The organism is Gordonia sp. UCD-TK1, from assembly GCF_001691435.1.
GTDB lineage: Bacteria > Actinomycetota > Actinomycetes > Mycobacteriales > Mycobacteriaceae > Gordonia > Gordonia hongkongensis.
In genome coordinates this window covers 50,935-66,575 of record NZ_LZMP01000090.1, presented here as the reverse complement: position 1 = coordinate 66,575, position 15,641 = coordinate 50,935, and the positions used below count along the sequence as shown (strand labels likewise).

Here is a 15,641-nt window from a genome sequence, read left to right as displayed (position 1 = left end):
CTCCGCCGTGAGCGTCCGAAGAGCAACGCTATACGTGAGGATTCGTGACATGCAACACATTCGGCATGGGCGTGCCATTCCGCGGGCGATTGTGATCGCTCCGTGTCCGACTGCGGGAGGCGACGTCAGAAGGTGAGACGGGCGAGCATGTCGCGCGCCTTCTCTGCGCTTTTCGGGTCGCACAGCACGTCATAGCGGCCGGCGACCAGCTGCATGGTCGACGCGAAATCCCGCTGGCCCCGGGTCGCCGCGTACGGAATGGTCGCGGAGATCACACCGAAGACCATGCCGCCGACGATGCCCACCAGGATGGGCGCAATGGGCGAGCCGGCGAAGACGAGCGCCACCAGACATCCGAAGAAGAAGCCGAGCCAGGCACCCGAGACCAACCCGCCGCCGATCACCTTGCCCCACGTCAGCCGGCCGATGACCCGCTCGACCTGCATCAGATCGACGCCCACGATGGTGACGTCCTGGACGGTGAAGTTCTCGTCGGAGAGGAAGTCCACCGCGCGCTGGGCCTCGGCGTAGGTTCCGTACGAACCGATCGGCCAGCCCTTGGGCGGGGTGGGGAGTCCCGGCGTCTCGCGGCTCGGGCGCATGGGATTGGTCATATCGGGGCCTTCCCTGTTGTCAGACTCCAGTGCTGAACGTCGCGGTGAGACCCGACAGTGGGACTGGTCTCCCACCGGTGGGCGTTCGTGTCTGCCGTCGGCCTCCGCTGCACCGATGGCACTACCCTTACTCCCATGTCGTCGGTGAGCAAGGTGTTCGTGGCCAGATTAGTCGGGTTGGCCGTCCTTGGTCCCGACGGCGAGTCCATCGGACGCGTCCGCGACGTGGTGATCTCGATCCGCATGTCCGGGCAGCAACCGCGCGTCCTCGGCCTCGCGGTCGAATTGACCACTCGGCGTAGGATTTTCGTGCCGATGCTGCGGGTGACCGCGATCGAGCCCCAGGCCGTGGCCCTCAACACCGGCACCGTGAGCCTCCGCCGACTCCACCTGCGCCCCGGCGAGGCACTCGCCATCGGACAGGTCCTCGACACCCACGTCCGGGTCGTCGATCCGGATCTCCCCGAGCTCGCCGACGCCGACGTGACGGTGATCGACCTCGGGATCGAGAAGACCCGGACCCGCGATTGGGTCGTCTCTCGCGTCGCGATCCGGGCGGGACGTCGCGGCCTGCGCCGGCGCCACGAGACACAGGTCGTGGAGTGGTCCAGCGTGCAGGGCATCACCCAGAGCTCGCTGAACCTGCCCGGACAAGGAGTCGCACAGGCCCTTCTGCAGTTCGAGGGCATGCGCCCGGCCGACGTGGCCAACGCCCTGCGCGAACTGCCCGCGAAACGTCGCGACGAGATCGCAGCGGCCCTCGACGACGAACGGCTCGCCGACGTGCTGCAGGAGTTGCCGCCCGACGACCAGAAAGAGGTGCTGGCCGCGCTCGGACGCGACCGCGCCGTCGACATCCTCGAGGCGATGGACCCCGACGACGCCGCCGACCTCCTCGGCGAACTGCCCGACACCGAGGCCGAGGCCTTCCTCGAGGAGATGGACCCCGTGGAGTCCGAGCCCCTCCGCCGACTCCTGCTGCACTCCCCCGACACCGCGGGCGGCGTGATGACCTCGGAGCCGATCGTGGTCACCGCATCGACCACCATCGCCGAGGCCCTCGCCCGGGTCCGCAACCCCGACCTGACGCCGGCCGCGGCGAGTCTGGTGTTCGTCGTCCGCCCGCCCACCTCGACGCCGACCGGCAAGTATCTCGGATGCGTGCATCTGCAGGCCCTGCTCCGGGAACCGCCCGCGCACCTGGTCGGCGGCATCCTGGACACCGACCTCGCCCAACTCCATCCCGAGGACTCCCTGGAGACGATGACGAGATATTTCGCGACCTACAACCTGGTCTGCGGCCCCGTCGTGGACGAGGCCGGCCACCTGCTCGGCGCGGTGAGCGTCGACGATCTGCTCGACGAGATCCTGCCGCGCGACTGGCGTGAGACCGAACCCGAGGACGTCGTCGAGGCCGACGGGTACGGCGTCGGGGGCGGCCCGGAACCGGCATCGGGCGGCCCCCAGGTGCGGATCCGATGAGCGAACCGGGACGCAAGCTCGACACCCCCAGCACCCGCCGCACGATCTCGTTCAATCTCGACTCCGACGTCGTCGGGATGTACAGCGAGCGGATCGCCCGGTTCCTGGGCACCGGACGATATCTGGCGATCCAGACGGTCATCGTCATCGTGTGGATCGTGCTGAACCTGGTCGCGGTGTCGATCCAGTGGGACCCGTACCCGTTCATCCTGCTGAACCTCGCGTTCTCCACGCAGGCGGCGTACGCGGCGCCGCTGATCCTGCTGGCCCAGAACCGGCAGGAGAACCGCGACCGGGTGTCGCTGGAAGAGGACCGGATGCGGTCCGCCCAGACGAAGGCCGACACCGAGTTCCTGGCCCGGGAGCTCGCCGCGGTCCGTCTCGCGGTGGGCGACACCGTCACGCGCGACTACCTGCGCAAAGAACTCGACGACCTGCTCGACGAACTCACCGAACGGCTTGGCGCCCCCGCCGGCGACGAATCCGGCCGCCGCGGTTCCAAGGATCACTGACACCAAAAGCCGGGTTCGTGTCTGGGACGTCAGACCCATATGTATGGTGGGTCACAGTTCGGACCGGATTTCGGCGTCTGTCACGACGCGACGAGATCCTCCGACACATCCATGAGAGCGGCTCTGGACCTGGGCCGCGGGTGGGCATCGCCGCGTTCTCGGGGGCAGAAGTGTGTGTTGACAACGGAGTGAACAGGACCGGGCAGCGGCCCGGGGCCGCACGATGTGCAGGAGGCCTCCGGTGAGGCCCCTCGACCTCGTCCGCCGTCGCCGTGGTCCGCGCCGTCCGTCCTCGTTCCCACGACGCGCCGCGACGCTGGTCGTCGGCGGCGGTCTGGTCGGTGCGCTGGTCCTGGGGACCGCGACGTCGAGCGCCTCCGGCGGCAACGTCGCGTCGGCCGTCGTCGAGCCCGATGCCCCCGTGATGGTGGCCGAACTCGTCGCGGGTTCGCCGGGCACACTCCTCGGCTTCGCGCCGCCGCCGGAGAAGCCCGCGACCGCGCTGCCGGCGCCGCAGTTCCGGCTCGCGAGCGACCTCCCCTCGGGCCCACTGGGGATCCCGGGCGTCGTACTCCAGGCCTACAAGCTGGCCGCCAATCGCGTCGCCGCCGAGAGCGCGGCCTGCAAGCTGCCGTGGTTCCTGCTGGCCGGCATCGGACGCATCGAGTCCAATCATGCGAGCAACGGCTCGGTCGATCAGTACGGCACGACGATCAACCCGATCGCCGGGCCGGTCCTCGACGGCTCGCTGGCCGGCAACGCGGTCATCAAGGACACCGACGGCGGACGCATCGACGGCGACGCCGGACACGACCGGGCGATGGGCCCGATGCAGTTCATCCCGAGCACGTGGGCAGCGTGGGGCTCCGACGCCAACGGCGACGGGAAACCCGACCCCAACAACATCTTCGACGCCACGTACTCGGCCGGCCGGTACCTCTGCGCCGGCGTCACCGACATCATGAACGAGCGCACTCGCGTGTCGGCGGTGCTGCGGTACAACCGCTCGATGGAGTATGTCGCCAACGTCCTCGGCTGGGCCGGGGCCTACGCGACGGGCGTGATGCCGACCGACCCCATCCCGGAGATGAAGCGCAAGCCGTCGAGCAGCTCGAGCTCGTCCAAAAAGCCCAGCCGGCCGGAGTCCGGGTCGTCCTCGTCGTCGTCCTCCTCCACCAAGCGCCGGCCGAGCCCTCCGCCGCCGCCGTGCATCATCGTCTGCCTGCCGTCGATCCCGCCGCTGTTCCCGGGCCAGCCCGCTCCCCCGCCCACCAAGAGGGAGGCCCCGGCGGTACAACAGGCACCGGCGGGGAACGCCGGCCCGAACAAGCCGGGAGGGGCGAGCACCCCGGTTCCCGTCCGCTGACGGCGCCACCGGAGGACCTGCGCCCGGAACCGTCGGCGCCGCCGGTAGTCTGGGCCAGATGACAACAGGAGTCGCGCCCACGGAATCGGCAGTTCGCGCCGCTCTGGGCAAGGTCAAGGATCCCGAGATCGGCAAGCCCATCACCGACATCGGGATGGTCAAGTCGGTCACGATCAACGACGACGCGAGCGTCGACGTCGGGGTGTACCTCACGACATCGGGGTGCCCGATGCGCACCGAGATCTCGCAGCGCGTGGAAACGGCCGTCGCCGACGTCCCGGGCGTCGGCGCGATCCGCGTCGAACTCGACGTCATGGACGACGAGCAGCGCACCGAGCTGCGCAAGAAGCTCCGCGGGGACAAGGCCGAGCCGGTCATCCCGTTCGCCCAGCCCGGCTCACTGACCCGCGTCTACGCCGTCGCGTCGGGTAAGGGCGGCGTCGGCAAGTCGAGCGTGACCGTCAACCTCGCCACGGCGCTCGCCGAACGCGGGCTCACCGTCGGCGTTCTCGACGCCGACATCTACGGCCACTCGGTCCCCCGCATGCTCGGGAGCGACGCCAAACCCACGCAGGTCGAACGCATGATCATGCCGCCGAGCAACCACGGCGTCCGCTTCATCTCGATCGGACAGTTCACCGACGGCAACACGCCGGTGACCTGGCGCGGTCCCATGCTGCACCGAGCCCTGCAGCAGTTCCTCGCGGACGTCTACTGGGGCGATCTCGACGTCTTGCTCCTCGACCTGCCGCCGGGCACCGGTGACGTCGCGATCTCGATCGCGCAGCTCATCCCGGGCGCGGAGATCCTGGTGGTGACGACACCCCAGCAGGCCGCGGCCGAGGTCGCCGAGCGCGCCGGGGCCATCGCGCTGCAGACGCGGCAGAAGATCCTCGGCGTCGTCGAGAACATGTCGTGGCTGGAACTGCCCGACGGCAGCCGCATGGAACCGTTCGGGTCCGGCGGCGGCGAGCAGGTGGCGCAACGCCTCACGCGCGCGGTGGGCGCCCAGGTCGACCTGCTGGGTCAGGTACCGCTCGAGACGGCCTTACGCGAAGGCGGCGACGCCGGTGTCCCGGTGGTGCTGTCGGCACCCGAATCGGCGTCCGGTTCCGCCCTGCGCGCCATCGCGGGCAAGCTCGCGGCGCGTAAGCGCGGCCTGGCGGGTATGAGTCTGGGACTCGACACCATCCGGAATTCCTGACCGGTCAGGTCGCGTCCCAGTCGGCCGCGGCGGGACGCGACCCCGACCGCGACCGGCGGTCCGACGCCGCGGATCCCGCCGGGCCGGCGGAGTCCTGATTCCCGCTCTCCTGCTTCTCGAACGACAGGGGCGCCGACACGGGCTTGATCTCCGGCGCCGCCGGGGTGGTCTTCCGGTCGACCGTGGTGGCGCTCTCGTTCAGCCGGAACAGTGAATCATCGCCGTCGAGAAGGTGTTTCGTGACGATCGACCGCGGCGTCATACCCCGCAGTTCGTTGAGGTCGGCGAGCGGCTTGCGCAGGTCGTCGAATTCGGGACCCAGCTCGTCCTTCAGCTGATTGCTCGCACCGGTCGCGTAATCACGGACCTTCTTGGCCGACTGCATCGTCCAGGAGACGGCACCGGGGAGACGTTCGGGGCCGAGGATGACGAGTGCCGCGACCACCAGGATCGCTATCTCGCCCCATCCGATGCTGCTGAACATGTGCCTCGTCCTGACCTGTGCGGTGGTGTGGTTAGTCGCTCGCCGGAGTGATGGTACCGCTGAACGTGCGACCCGCCCGCCAGTACTGGAACGGGACCGACTCGCCGATGCTGGCGGTTCGGATCGCGACGTTCAGCTCGTCGGCGCTCTCGATCGGGCGATTGTTGAACGAGGTGATCACGTCGTTCTCGCGTACGCCCGCGCGTTCGGCGGGGCTGCCGGCGACGACGTTGCGGACCTGTGCGCCCAGCACGCGCTCGTTGCGCACCGAACTGGCGTTGACGCCGATCTGCGGGTGGTTCACGCGGCCGTCGCGGATCAGCGCCTCCGCGATGGGCTTGGCCTCGTCGATGGGAATCGCGAATCCGAGACCGATGTTGCCGCCCCCGGCGCCGAGGCGCCCGGCGGTGTTGATGCCGACCACCTGGGCTTCGCCGTTGACCAGCGGACCGCCCGAGTTGCCCGGGTTGATCGCGGCATCGGTCTGGATCGCGTCGATCACCGCGTCGGTGTCGGACTCCGCGTCGGGCGTCAGCGCCACGGCACGGTCGGTCGCGCTGACGATGCCGCTGGTCACGGTTCGGTTGAGCCCCAATGGAGATCCGAAGGCGACCACCTCTTCGCCGATCTGCAGGTCGCCCGAGCTACCGAGCACCGAGACCGTCGGGTTCTCGACATTGTCGACCTTCAGCACGGCGAGATCGGTCTTGGGATCGCGACCGACGATGCGCGCCGGAACCCGCTGACGGTCGAAGAACACGACCTCGAGTTTGGCGCTCTTGTCGTTCGCGGCCATCGAGATGACGTGGTTGTTGGTGAGGATGTAACCCTCTTTGTCGATGACGAATCCCGACCCGGTGGCGTAGGCGCCCGCCGCGCGGACGTCGATGGCGACGACCGACTTCTCCACCGCCCGGGCCACCTCGGCCACGGACGACCGCGGTCCGGCGTCGCCGCCGGTGTCCTCGGTGGACAACTCGACCGTGTCACTGGTGAGCGGCGCGGCCACCTCCGCGGTGTACCGGCCCATCAGCCCGCCGACGAGCCCGATCAGCAACGCGATCACCGCGAGCGTGGCCAGGGAGACCCAGCTCAGGCGATTGCCGAGCAGGATGTCGCGGACACCGAGCTTGGGGCCGGTCTCGGTCGGGATGTCCGACGATGCGGATGCCAGCGCGGGTGCGTCGAGCCGCGCCGGGCTCTCCGGGTCGCGCCACGGGTCCTCCGGCGCCTGCGGCTGCTCGGTCTGGCCGTAGGTCGCGAGCGGATCCCGCTGCAGGGTGTCGCTCGATCCGGCCGGCCGGCCGAAGGCCTCGGCGAGCACCGGGTCCGGGGGTGCGATCTGTGGCTCGGGCGGCCGCTTGTCGCCATCCGAGGTGGCGAACGAGCCGCGCACACCCGACGGGCGGCCGAACACCTGCGCGGTGGACGGCGACACGGGCGAGTGTCGGGTCCGCGACGGCGTCAGACGTTGTGACTCGGGCGGTTCGGCGCGCCGCGCGAACTGTGCGTCACCGGTATCGGGAGAATCGGCGTCGGGGGCCACGGTCACCGGCCCCGGCGACGGAAGGCGCGGCCGCGGGCCGCGGGGATGCCGTCGGTCGGCGCATCGGGCGACACGGTCGGCCCGAACCCTGCCGGGCGGGGCGGCTCGGAGCTCAGATCGATCTCACGCGTGGGGATCTGGGAGAGCTGACCGAGGAGGGAGTCCGGGATCGACACGCGGCCGGACTCGCGGAGTCGGGTGCGGGCCAACGACTGCGCCTCGACCGCGGTGACGCACTCGGGGCAGAGCGCCAGATGATGAGCGGCCCGCGCATGCGCGGACATCCCGAGCTCGCCGTCGACGAAGGCGGCAACCGCCTCGGGGGCCAGGTGCTCGGTGGGTGCGAAGCCGCGTCCGCCGGCCGTACCCGGCGCGCGGTAGCCGCGGTTGGGCAGGAACGAGGAGGGAGCCGGACTCCAGGTGTTCGTATTCCACCTGGCTGGGGTCCAGGAGGACCGCCGGCGACGAAGGTTGGGAGTCGGCGGTTCGACACCGCCACTTCCGGTCGGACGCCCGCGATCGCCGTCCATCATCGTCGTTCACCCCTCTCCACGACGAAACCGCCGCACGATGAATCCTGTGTTGCCACTGGGCTCTGCTGCTGTCTGCCACGGTACCGACCGGCGGCATCCGATGCCGTCCCCCGAACGCGCGGCGTCCGCGGGCTGCGGACTCCGATCGCATCGTGTCCCGTGACACAGGCAACGTCTCAGCGTATCCGAGACTCTCAACGATGCTCGGCGGAGCAGGGTTCCCGGCAGCGACCTCAGGCGTGCGAGCCGAGCGCGACCGAACGGCTGCTGGTGTGTCCCTGGGCCGCGAGGGCGTCGCGGATGCTCTGCCGACCGCGATGGATGCGGCTGCGGACGGTACCCAGCTTGACACCGAGGGTGGCGGAGATCTCCTCGTAGGACAGGCCCTCGATGTCACACAGCACCACGGCCGCGCGGAAGTCGGGAGCCAGCGAGTCCAGGGCGCGCTGCAGGTCGGGGTCGAGGTTCGTCGCGTCGAAGACCTGCTGCGGATCCGGGGTGTCGGCCGGCACCCGGTCGTACTCCTCGGGCAGGGCTTCCATCCGGATCTTGCTGCGGCGACGGACCATGTCGAGGAACAGGTTGGTGGTGATGCGGTGCAACCAGCCCTCGAAGGTGCCGGGACGGTAGTTCGACAGCGAGCGGAAGACCCGGATGAAGGTCTCCTGCGTGAGGTCCTCGGCGTCGTGCTGATTCCCCGACAGACGGTAGGCCAGACGGTAGACGCGGTCGGCGTGTTCGCGGACCAGGTCGTCCCAGGACGGCATGAGCAGTTCGTCGCCGGTGGCGTCGAAAGCTGCGGTGCCCGCCGGAACGGCGGGCACGGCGTCGGCGGGATCGCGGGGATCGGTCATGGTCGGTGGTCGGTTCCTCTCTCGTGAAACACGCACCCGGTGACCCAAGCACTCACCGAAGACGAACGGATGATTCCGGCTGGATATTCCCGAGTTGCCAGGGAGTTCACACCGACCTCCCGGGACCTGTCCCAACCGGAACAGCTCTCACCCTCTCCTATCGGAGTGTGGCCGCCGTATGAGGCGCCTGAGTGTTGCCTGAGGATGCATCGGCGGTCTCGCCGCGAGCGGATTCGCCCAGGTCTGGCGTGCCGGATCGGGTTCCGTCGCGGGGCCGGACTAACCTCGACGCGTGACCGAGTCAACGCCGTCCACACGCCCCGACCTGATCGCCTACGCCGAGTCGGCCATCGTCGAGGACGACGCCGTCATCGCCGCCCGCGCTCGCGCCGAGGAGCTCGGCGCGACACCGGTCAGCCCGGCGGTCGGCGCGCTACTGGCTCTGCTGGCCCGCGCGGCCGATGCGCGCGCCGTCGTGGAGATCGGGACCGGCACCGGGGTGAGCGGCCTCTGGCTGCTCAACGGCATGTCGGCCGACGGCGTGCTGACCACGATCGATCCCGAGCCCGAACATCACCGGGCCGCGCGGGCGTCGTTCGCCGGCGCCGACATCGCCCCGGGCCGCACCCGGCTGATCAACGGCACGCCGGTCGAGGTGCTGCCGCGGTTGTCCGACGCGTCCTATGACCTGGTCTTCGTGGACGGACCACTGCTGGACCTGCCGCGGTTCGTGCGCGAGGCCGTCCGGATGTTGCGACCGGGAGGTGTCGTGGTCGTCCACAACGCGACCGCGCACGGAACGGTCGGCGACCCGGCCCGCACCGAACCGCCGACGGCGGCGGCCCGCGAGGCGGCCCTGCTGATCGCCGACGACGAGCAGCTGCTTCCCGTGGTCATCCCGCTCGGGCCCGGCGTGCTCGCCGCCGCGAAGATCCGCTAGTCGGCCGCGCTCCTGCTGGACTAGACGTCCGTCGAGAATCGAATCCCGTTGTCGGGGATCTCGATTCCCGGCCACACCCGGGCGCCGCGCAGCAGCTCGCAGCGGGCGCCGATGTCAGCACCGTCGCCGATGACCGTGTCCCGGACCAGCGCACGCGGCCCGATGCGGGCACCGAAGCCGATGATCGACCGTTCCACGACCGCGCCGGCCTCGATCACGGCGCCGTCGAAGACGACCGCGCCGTCGAGGCGGGCGCGCGGGCCGACCTCGGCGCCACGGCCGACCACCGTGCCGCCGATCAGGAGGGCACCCGGGCCCACTCCCGCGCCTTCGTGCACGAGGGATTCGCCGCGACGGTCCCCCAGGGCGGGCGACGGCGCGATCCCGCGGACGAGGTCGGCCGAGCCGCGGACGAAGTCCTCGGGCGTACCCATGTCCCGCCAGTACGCGTGATCGACGTGTGCATGGACGTGACTGCCCTCGGCGAGCAGCCGGGGGAACACCTCGCGCTCGACCGACACCGGCAGGCCGGCCGGGATGGATTCGATGACCTCGCGCTTGAACACATAGGTGCCGGCATTGATCTGGTCGGTCGGCGGGTCCTGGGTCTTCTCCAGGAACGCGGTGACCCGGCCGTCGGCGTCGGTCGGGACGCAGCCGAACGCGCGGGGGTCGCTGACCCGCACGAGGTGGATGGTGACGTCGGCGTCGGCGGCGCGGTGACTGTCGATGACGTCGCCGACATCGGTGCCGCCGAGCACGTCGCCGTTGAAGACCACGATCGTGTTCGCGGTCAGTTCGTCGAGGACGTTGCGGATACCGCCGCCGGTGCCCAGCGGCTCGTCCTCGGTGACATAGCGCATGCGCAGGCCCAGCTTCGAACCGTCGCCGTAGTACTCGCTGAAGACCTCGGCCTTGAATGAGGTGCTGAGCACGATGTCGCGGATACCGGCCGCCCGGATACGGGACAGCAGATGGGTCAGGAACGGCAGCCCGGCGGTGGGCAGCATCGGTTTCGGCGCCGACAGGGTGAGTGGGCGCAGGCGGGTTCCCTTCCCGCCGACGAGGACGACGGCCTCGACGTCCTCCCTGATGTTGTCCGATCCCCCCACGGACGGTCTTTCCACCGACTCACGCACGGTGTAGTTGTCCACTGGATCGGGTCCTTCCTCGAGGTGACTGGTGTTCACTTCAGCATTCATCGGGAGCTCTCGCTCGCCGACGCGCGTCGCGCCGCGCGCACGGCGAGCCGGGATCGGACCTCCAGGCCGATGCGCAACGCCAGGCGCAGCGGCGCCCGCCACGGTCCCGGATTGCGGTCGGCCTGGAACCGGTAGGCACTGCGGTGGTGGGCGGGCAGCATCTTCTCCGGATGCCGGCCGGCGCTGTGCCCCTTGGTGTGCACGACCTCCGCGCTCGGCACATAGACGTTCTGCCACCCGGCCTTGCCGAGGCGGTCGCCGAGATCGACATCCTCCATGTACATGAAGTAGCGGGCGTCGAAGCCGCCGATGGCGTCGAAGGCCTCGCGCCGCACGAGCAGGCACGAGCCCGACAGCCACCCCACCGGGCGTTCCGACGGTGTCTCGTCGTCCGCGCGGTAGGCCGCGGTCCACGGATTGGACTTCCACACCGTGCCGAGGATCGCGTGTCCGGTGCCCGACACGAGGTCGGGAACGCGCCGCGCCGAGGGGTAGATCGAGCCGTCCGGTTCGCGGATCAGCGGGCCGAGCGAACCCGCTCGCGGCCAGCGCTGCGCGGCGGCCATCAGCTCGTCGATGGCACCGGGCTTCCACTCGACATCCGGATTGGAGATGAGCACGAATTCGACATCCGGGTCGAGTTCGGCGACACCGCGGTTCATCGCACCGCCGTAGCCGATGTTGCCGCCGGTGCGGACCAGCGTGACCGTGTCGTACTCCTGCTCGGCCCGTTCGGGCGCGCCGTCGTCGGACCCGTTGTCGGCGATGATGACCTGCGGCATGACGTCGGTGACGGCGTCGAGGCTGCGCAGGAAGGTCACGAGGTGATCGCCCGAGAAATAGGTCACCGTCACCACGGCTGGCTGAACTGGCACGCCGCTCAGGGTAACGAACCGGGGTCGGCGTCCGACGCGGCGATCGCCGCGTGCAGCGCGGGTCGCCACGGCCGGAGCGGGGTGAGGCCGGCGGCCTCCCAGGAGTGGCCGGAGAGCACCGAGAACGCCGGCCGCGGGGCCGGGCGCGGGAACTCGGCGGTCGTCGTGGGCAGGACCCGGTCGGGCTGCGCCCCGACCTCTTCGAAGACCCCGCGGGCGACGTCGAACCAGGTGGCCGTGCCCGAGTTCGTCGCATGCAGGACCGCGCCACAGACCTCGTCGCGGGGGCCCGCGACGACGAGTTCCCAGAGCCCGTCGGCGAGGTCGTACGAGTAGGTCGGGGACCCGAGCTGGTCGTCGACGACCGACACCGTCTCCCGCGACTGTTCGAGCCGCCGCATCGTGCCGACGAAGTCGCGGCTGTCGGGCCCGCCGGTGTAGACCCATGCCGTCCGCACGACGGTGGCCCGCGGATCCGCCGACAGCGCGGCGCGTTCGCCGTCGAGTTTGGTTCGGCCGTACACGGTCGCGGGCGTTCCGCTCACGTCGTCGGGTTCGTATCCGTTCCGCTCGACCGGCCGGGAACCCTCCGCGGCGGCACCGGGGAACACGTAGTCGGTCGACACGTGCACCAACCACGCGCCGGCGCCGGCGGTCCGGCGCGCGAGCACCTCGGGCCCGGTGGTGTTGACCCGCCGCGAGCCTTCCGCGTCGGCCTCGGCTCCGTCGACGTCGGTGTAGGCCGCGCAGTTCACCACGATGTCGTCGGGGCCGAGGTCGCCCAGCGCGGCGGCCACCGAGGTCGGGTCGGCGATGTCGACGTCGGCTGAGGTGAGCGGCCGCACGACGACGTCGGGAACCTCGCTCGACCGTGCTTGCAGGGCAGTCCCCAGCTGCCCGCCGGCGCCGACGATGTACACGGTGGGGTTGCTCGGCGTCACACGCATGAGCACCATCGTGCCGGAGTCCGGCGGTACCCACGCGGCGACGCGCTCGCCGGCACACGTGACGACGGCTACTCACACGACCGGCGTTGCGTTCTCGAATTCGCGAATCACTTCAGTAGCCTGGCGACAGCACACAACAGCCGACCCGCCTTGCACATCAGTATCGACATCCTCAGGCGTAACGCGCGCCGCGTCGACCCCGGACCCGATGTGCCGACCTCGAAAGGGACCGCTCACCAGTGGATTCACCATCCGACGGCCCGCGTCGGCGCGCGCAGCCGCGCCGTCCGGCACGGCCGGGTCCGGACGGGCGTCAGCCGATGCCCGGCGATCGGCGCGCCCCGGAGCCCGGTGCGCGCAGGCGCCCGGCCCGGCCCCCGTACGACGGTGGACCAGATGGACGCGAATCCCCGCGCCGCGCCGCTCCGCTCCCCGGTGAACCGGGCAATCCCCCACCCCGAGCGCGACGCCAGCCCCCGCCGGACCCGCGACGTCGCGCTGCCGATCCACGCGAACCCCGCGACCCCCGGCGTCGGCCGGCCGCCGACCCCCGCAACTCCGAACGTCGCGCCCCCGGCGGTCGACGGGCCACGCCAGAAGCCGTGGAACCCACCCCGACCCGGCAGCGCCGCCCCGGCGAGCCGCGGCCCGTCCGACGCACCTCCGGCGAGATCCACACCCGACCGGCCCCGGCCGCGAAGCGGACGTCCGAGCGGAAGCCGGGCGACCCCAAGGCGAGCCCGCGGAAGCCGACCGCACGTCAGTCCACCGACCCGAAGCCGACCGGACCGAAACAGACCGAACCAAAATCGGCCGGACCGAAGCAGACCGGACCGAAGTCCGGCGACCGGCGCACGGCGGCGACGTCGTCGACACCGGAACCACCCTCGAAGCCGCCGGCCGACAGCCGACGCAAAGGTGCCCGCACCCCGGGGGCCGGCTGGGGTCGTGCGCTCATCGCGGTCGCCTCGGTGGCGGTGCTGTTGTGCACCGGATACGCCTGGAACACCATGTCGGACCTGCAGACCCGCATCACCCAGCTCGGCGGACTCGATCTCGGCGGTGGCGCCGAAGACGGGGCCGTCGACATCCTCCTCGTGGGCACCGATTCGCGGACCGACGCCAAGGGCAATCCGCTGTCGCCGGAGGAACTCCGACTCCTGCGGTCGGGCGACGAGGTGGCGACCAACACCGACACCATCCTGCTGATCCGCATCCCCGACGACGGCTCGTCGGCGACCGCGATCTCGATCCCCCGCGACTCGTATGTCGACGTACCCGGTGTCGGGATGAGCAAGATCAACGCCGCCTACGGCACGACGCGCGAAACCGTTCGCGCGCAAGCGGTCACCGACGGCAAGTCGGAGGGCGAGGCCGAGTCCGAGGGCACCCTGGCGGGCCGGAAGGCGTTGGTGGACACCGTCGCCAACCTGACCGGCGTGCAGGTCGACCACTACGCGGAGGTGGGCCTGCTTGGTTTCGTGCTGCTGACGAACGCGGCCGGCGGCATCGACGTCTGCCTGAACGAGGCGGTCCGGGATCCCTTCACGGGCGCGCGGTTCCGCGCCGGCCGTCAGACTCTCGACGGGCCCAAGGCGCTCAGCTTCGTGCGTCAGCGCCACGGCCTCCCCCGCGGCGATCTCGACCGCATCACCCGCCAGCAGGCGTTCATGGCGTCGCTGACGCAGAAGATCATCTCGGCGAACACCCTGACCGACCCGGGCAAGTTGTCGGAGCTGCAGAACGCGGTGTCGCGGTCGGTGGTCATCGACGACGACTGGGACATCATCCGGTTCGCCGAACAGCTCAAGGACCTCAGCGGCGGCCGGGTGAAGTTCGCGACCATCCCGATCGTGACCGAGCAGGGCTGGAGCGAGGACGGTCAGCAGAGCGTCGTCCAGGTGGACCCGCGCGAGGTCCAGGCCTTCACCGGTGACCTGCTGGCACCGAAGCAGACGCAGGGCATCCAGCGCGGCGACTACACGGTCAACGTGGTCAACGCAGGAACCATCGACGGGCTCGCCTCGAATGTCGCGAACATCCTGACCAACAAGGGTTTCCGGGTCGGAGCCACCTCCAGCGGCAAGGCCGACACGAAGGACTCGATCGTGTACGCCAAGGAGGAGAGCGACGCCGCTCGGCTCCTCGCCAAGGATCTCGGCGGCGCCCAGGTCGTCGCCGATCCCGCTCTCGCCGACGACCAGCTGAAGGTGGTGCTGACCAACACCTACGCCGGTCCGGGCTCGATCAGCGACACCGGCGACCAGACCGACAACACCCCGGCGAGCGAGCGCGTCGGCAACAAGCGCCCGCCGATCACCGCGGGCAACGAGGGGCCCATGTGCGTGAACTGACTCCGAACACTCTCACCGACGCGATCTTCGCCGCGGTCGCCGATCATTCGCGTCCGCTGCTGACCTACTACGACGACGCGACCGGCGAGCGCACCGAGCTCTCGGCGGCGACCCTAGGCAACTGGGCGGCCAAGACCGCGAACTACCTACGCGACGAGATCGGGGTCGCCGAAGGCGATGTCGTCGCGGTCGATCTCCCGGAGCACTGGCAGACGGCCGGCATCCTGCTGGGCGCGCTCTGGGCGGGCGCCGAGGTGCACTTCGACTCCACCGAAGACCCGATGGTCGTGTTCACCAGCCGTGATCGCCTGGACAGCCATCCCGACGTCGACGAGATCGTGGTCGCCTCGCTCGATCCGTTCGCGCTGCCGCTGCGCGACCTGCCGCCCGGCGTCGGCGACTACGGCAGCGTCGTCCGCGTCCACGGCGATCAGTTCGTCTCCCGCTATCCGGCGTCGGCCACCCTCGMGGGCGCCGCCATCGGCGAGGCGCTCGACGACGCCCGGGCGACGGCCGAGCGCGAGGGAATCGGACCGGGCGCCCGCGTGGTGTCCACCCGGCCGTGGTACTCCGGCGACCGGGTGATCGCCCACCTCCTGGCACCTCTGCTGGCGGGCGGCAGCCTCGTCCACGTCTCCGCGGCCTCACCGGAACGGCTCGCGGCGATCGCCGAGATGGAAAAGGCCACCCTGATCCTGTCGTGAACCCCGCGGGCACGCCGTCGATCG

15 protein-coding genes are annotated in these 15,641 nt (G+C 70.4%); 7 read left to right on the top strand and 8 right to left on the bottom strand.

Going from position 1 to position 15,641, the window contains the following annotated elements; all coding sequences use genetic code 11:
* Positions 1–125 precede the first annotated feature (125 nt).
* Complete coding sequence (locus A9310_RS24515) at positions 126–614, bottom strand: general stress protein (protein WP_055475026.1); 489 nt, start codon at positions 612–614, stop codon at positions 126–128.
* A 135-nt stretch (positions 615–749) separates the two neighbouring features.
* Here A9310_RS24515 and A9310_RS24510 point away from each other — a divergent pair, with 135 nt between their 5' ends.
* The 4 genes from A9310_RS24510 (at position 750) to A9310_RS24495 (ending at position 5,178) form a co-directional block, all read left to right on the top strand.
* Positions 750–2,096 carry a CBS domain-containing protein gene (locus A9310_RS24510; protein WP_065632804.1) on the top strand — a complete coding sequence of 449 codons (1,347 nt, stop codon included), beginning with the start codon at positions 750–752 and terminating at the stop codon, positions 2,094–2,096.
* Positions 2,093–2,608, top strand: coding sequence for a DUF1003 domain-containing protein (locus A9310_RS24505; protein WP_055475028.1), 516 nt, complete (start codon positions 2,093–2,095; stop codon positions 2,606–2,608). Before A9310_RS24510 ends, A9310_RS24505 begins: the two co-directional genes overlap by 4 nt.
* 241 nt (positions 2,609–2,849) lie before the next feature.
* The gene (locus tag A9310_RS24500) at positions 2,850–3,974 is read left to right on the top strand and encodes a lytic transglycosylase domain-containing protein (protein ID WP_065632803.1); all 1,125 of its coding nucleotides are present in this window, start codon (positions 2,850–2,852) and stop codon (positions 3,972–3,974) included.
* 58 nt (positions 3,975–4,032) lie between these two features.
* Positions 4,033–5,178, top strand: a complete 1,146-nt coding sequence (locus A9310_RS24495; protein WP_055475030.1) for an Mrp/NBP35 family ATP-binding protein — start codon at positions 4,033–4,035, stop codon at positions 5,176–5,178.
* A 4-nt stretch (positions 5,179–5,182) separates the two neighbouring features.
* On the opposite strand, the gene tatB is transcribed toward A9310_RS24495, so the two are convergent.
* The 4 genes from tatB to sigE form a co-directional block, all read right to left on the bottom strand.
* A complete protein-coding gene (gene tatB, locus A9310_RS24490; RefSeq protein ID WP_058252709.1) occupies positions 5,183–5,662 on the bottom strand; it encodes a Sec-independent protein translocase protein TatB in 480 nt (159 codons plus the stop codon).
* Positions 5,663–5,693: 31 nt separating this feature from the next.
* The gene (locus A9310_RS24485; RefSeq protein WP_065632802.1) at positions 5,694–7,214 is read right to left on the bottom strand and encodes a S1C family serine protease; all 1,521 of its coding nucleotides are present in this window, start codon (positions 7,212–7,214) and stop codon (positions 5,694–5,696) included.
* Positions 7,211–7,741 carry a hypothetical protein gene (locus A9310_RS24480; protein ID WP_055475033.1) on the bottom strand — a complete coding sequence of 177 codons (531 nt, stop codon included), beginning with the start codon at positions 7,739–7,741 and terminating at the stop codon, positions 7,211–7,213. The genes A9310_RS24485 and A9310_RS24480 overlap by 4 nt, the downstream gene beginning before the upstream one ends.
* Before the next feature lie 233 nt (positions 7,742–7,974).
* Positions 7,975–8,595, bottom strand: a complete 621-nt coding sequence (sigE, locus tag A9310_RS24475) for an RNA polymerase sigma factor SigE (protein WP_065632801.1) — start codon at positions 8,593–8,595, stop codon at positions 7,975–7,977.
* Between the two features lie 292 nt (positions 8,596–8,887).
* Between sigE and A9310_RS24470 the strand changes: the two genes are divergently transcribed.
* Positions 8,888–9,535 carry an O-methyltransferase gene (locus tag A9310_RS24470; protein ID WP_055475035.1) on the top strand — a complete coding sequence of 216 codons (648 nt, stop codon included), beginning with the start codon at positions 8,888–8,890 and terminating at the stop codon, positions 9,533–9,535.
* A 20-nt stretch (positions 9,536–9,555) separates the two neighbouring features.
* Here the strand turns inward: A9310_RS24470 and A9310_RS24465 are convergent, their stop codons facing one another.
* From A9310_RS24465 to rfbD, 3 genes are read right to left on the bottom strand one after another with little or no spacing between them, the layout of a single operon-like run.
* The gene (locus A9310_RS24465) at positions 9,556–10,689 is read right to left on the bottom strand and encodes a sugar phosphate nucleotidyltransferase (RefSeq protein ID WP_065632800.1); all 1,134 of its coding nucleotides are present in this window, start codon (positions 10,687–10,689) and stop codon (positions 9,556–9,558) included.
* A 44-nt stretch (positions 10,690–10,733) separates the two neighbouring features.
* A complete protein-coding gene (locus A9310_RS24460) occupies positions 10,734–11,612 on the bottom strand; it encodes a glycosyltransferase family 2 protein (RefSeq protein ID WP_175401211.1) in 879 nt (292 codons plus the stop codon).
* Between the two features lie 5 nt (positions 11,613–11,617).
* A complete protein-coding gene (gene rfbD, locus A9310_RS24455; protein ID WP_065632798.1) occupies positions 11,618–12,568 on the bottom strand; it encodes a dTDP-4-dehydrorhamnose reductase in 951 nt (316 codons plus the stop codon).
* Positions 12,569–12,798: 230 nt separating this feature from the next.
* On the opposite strand from rfbD, the gene A9310_RS24450 reads away from it, so the two are divergent.
* Both A9310_RS24450 and A9310_RS24445 read left to right on the top strand, forming a co-directional pair.
* A complete protein-coding gene (locus A9310_RS24450; protein ID WP_065632797.1) occupies positions 12,799–14,913 on the top strand; it encodes an LCP family protein in 2,115 nt (704 codons plus the stop codon).
* Positions 14,901–15,617 carry a TIGR03089 family protein gene (locus A9310_RS24445; RefSeq protein ID WP_065632796.1) on the top strand — a complete coding sequence of 239 codons (717 nt, stop codon included), beginning with the start codon at positions 14,901–14,903 and terminating at the stop codon, positions 15,615–15,617. The genes A9310_RS24450 and A9310_RS24445 overlap by 13 nt, the downstream gene beginning before the upstream one ends.
* The last annotated feature ends 24 nt before the right edge of the window (positions 15,618–15,641 follow it).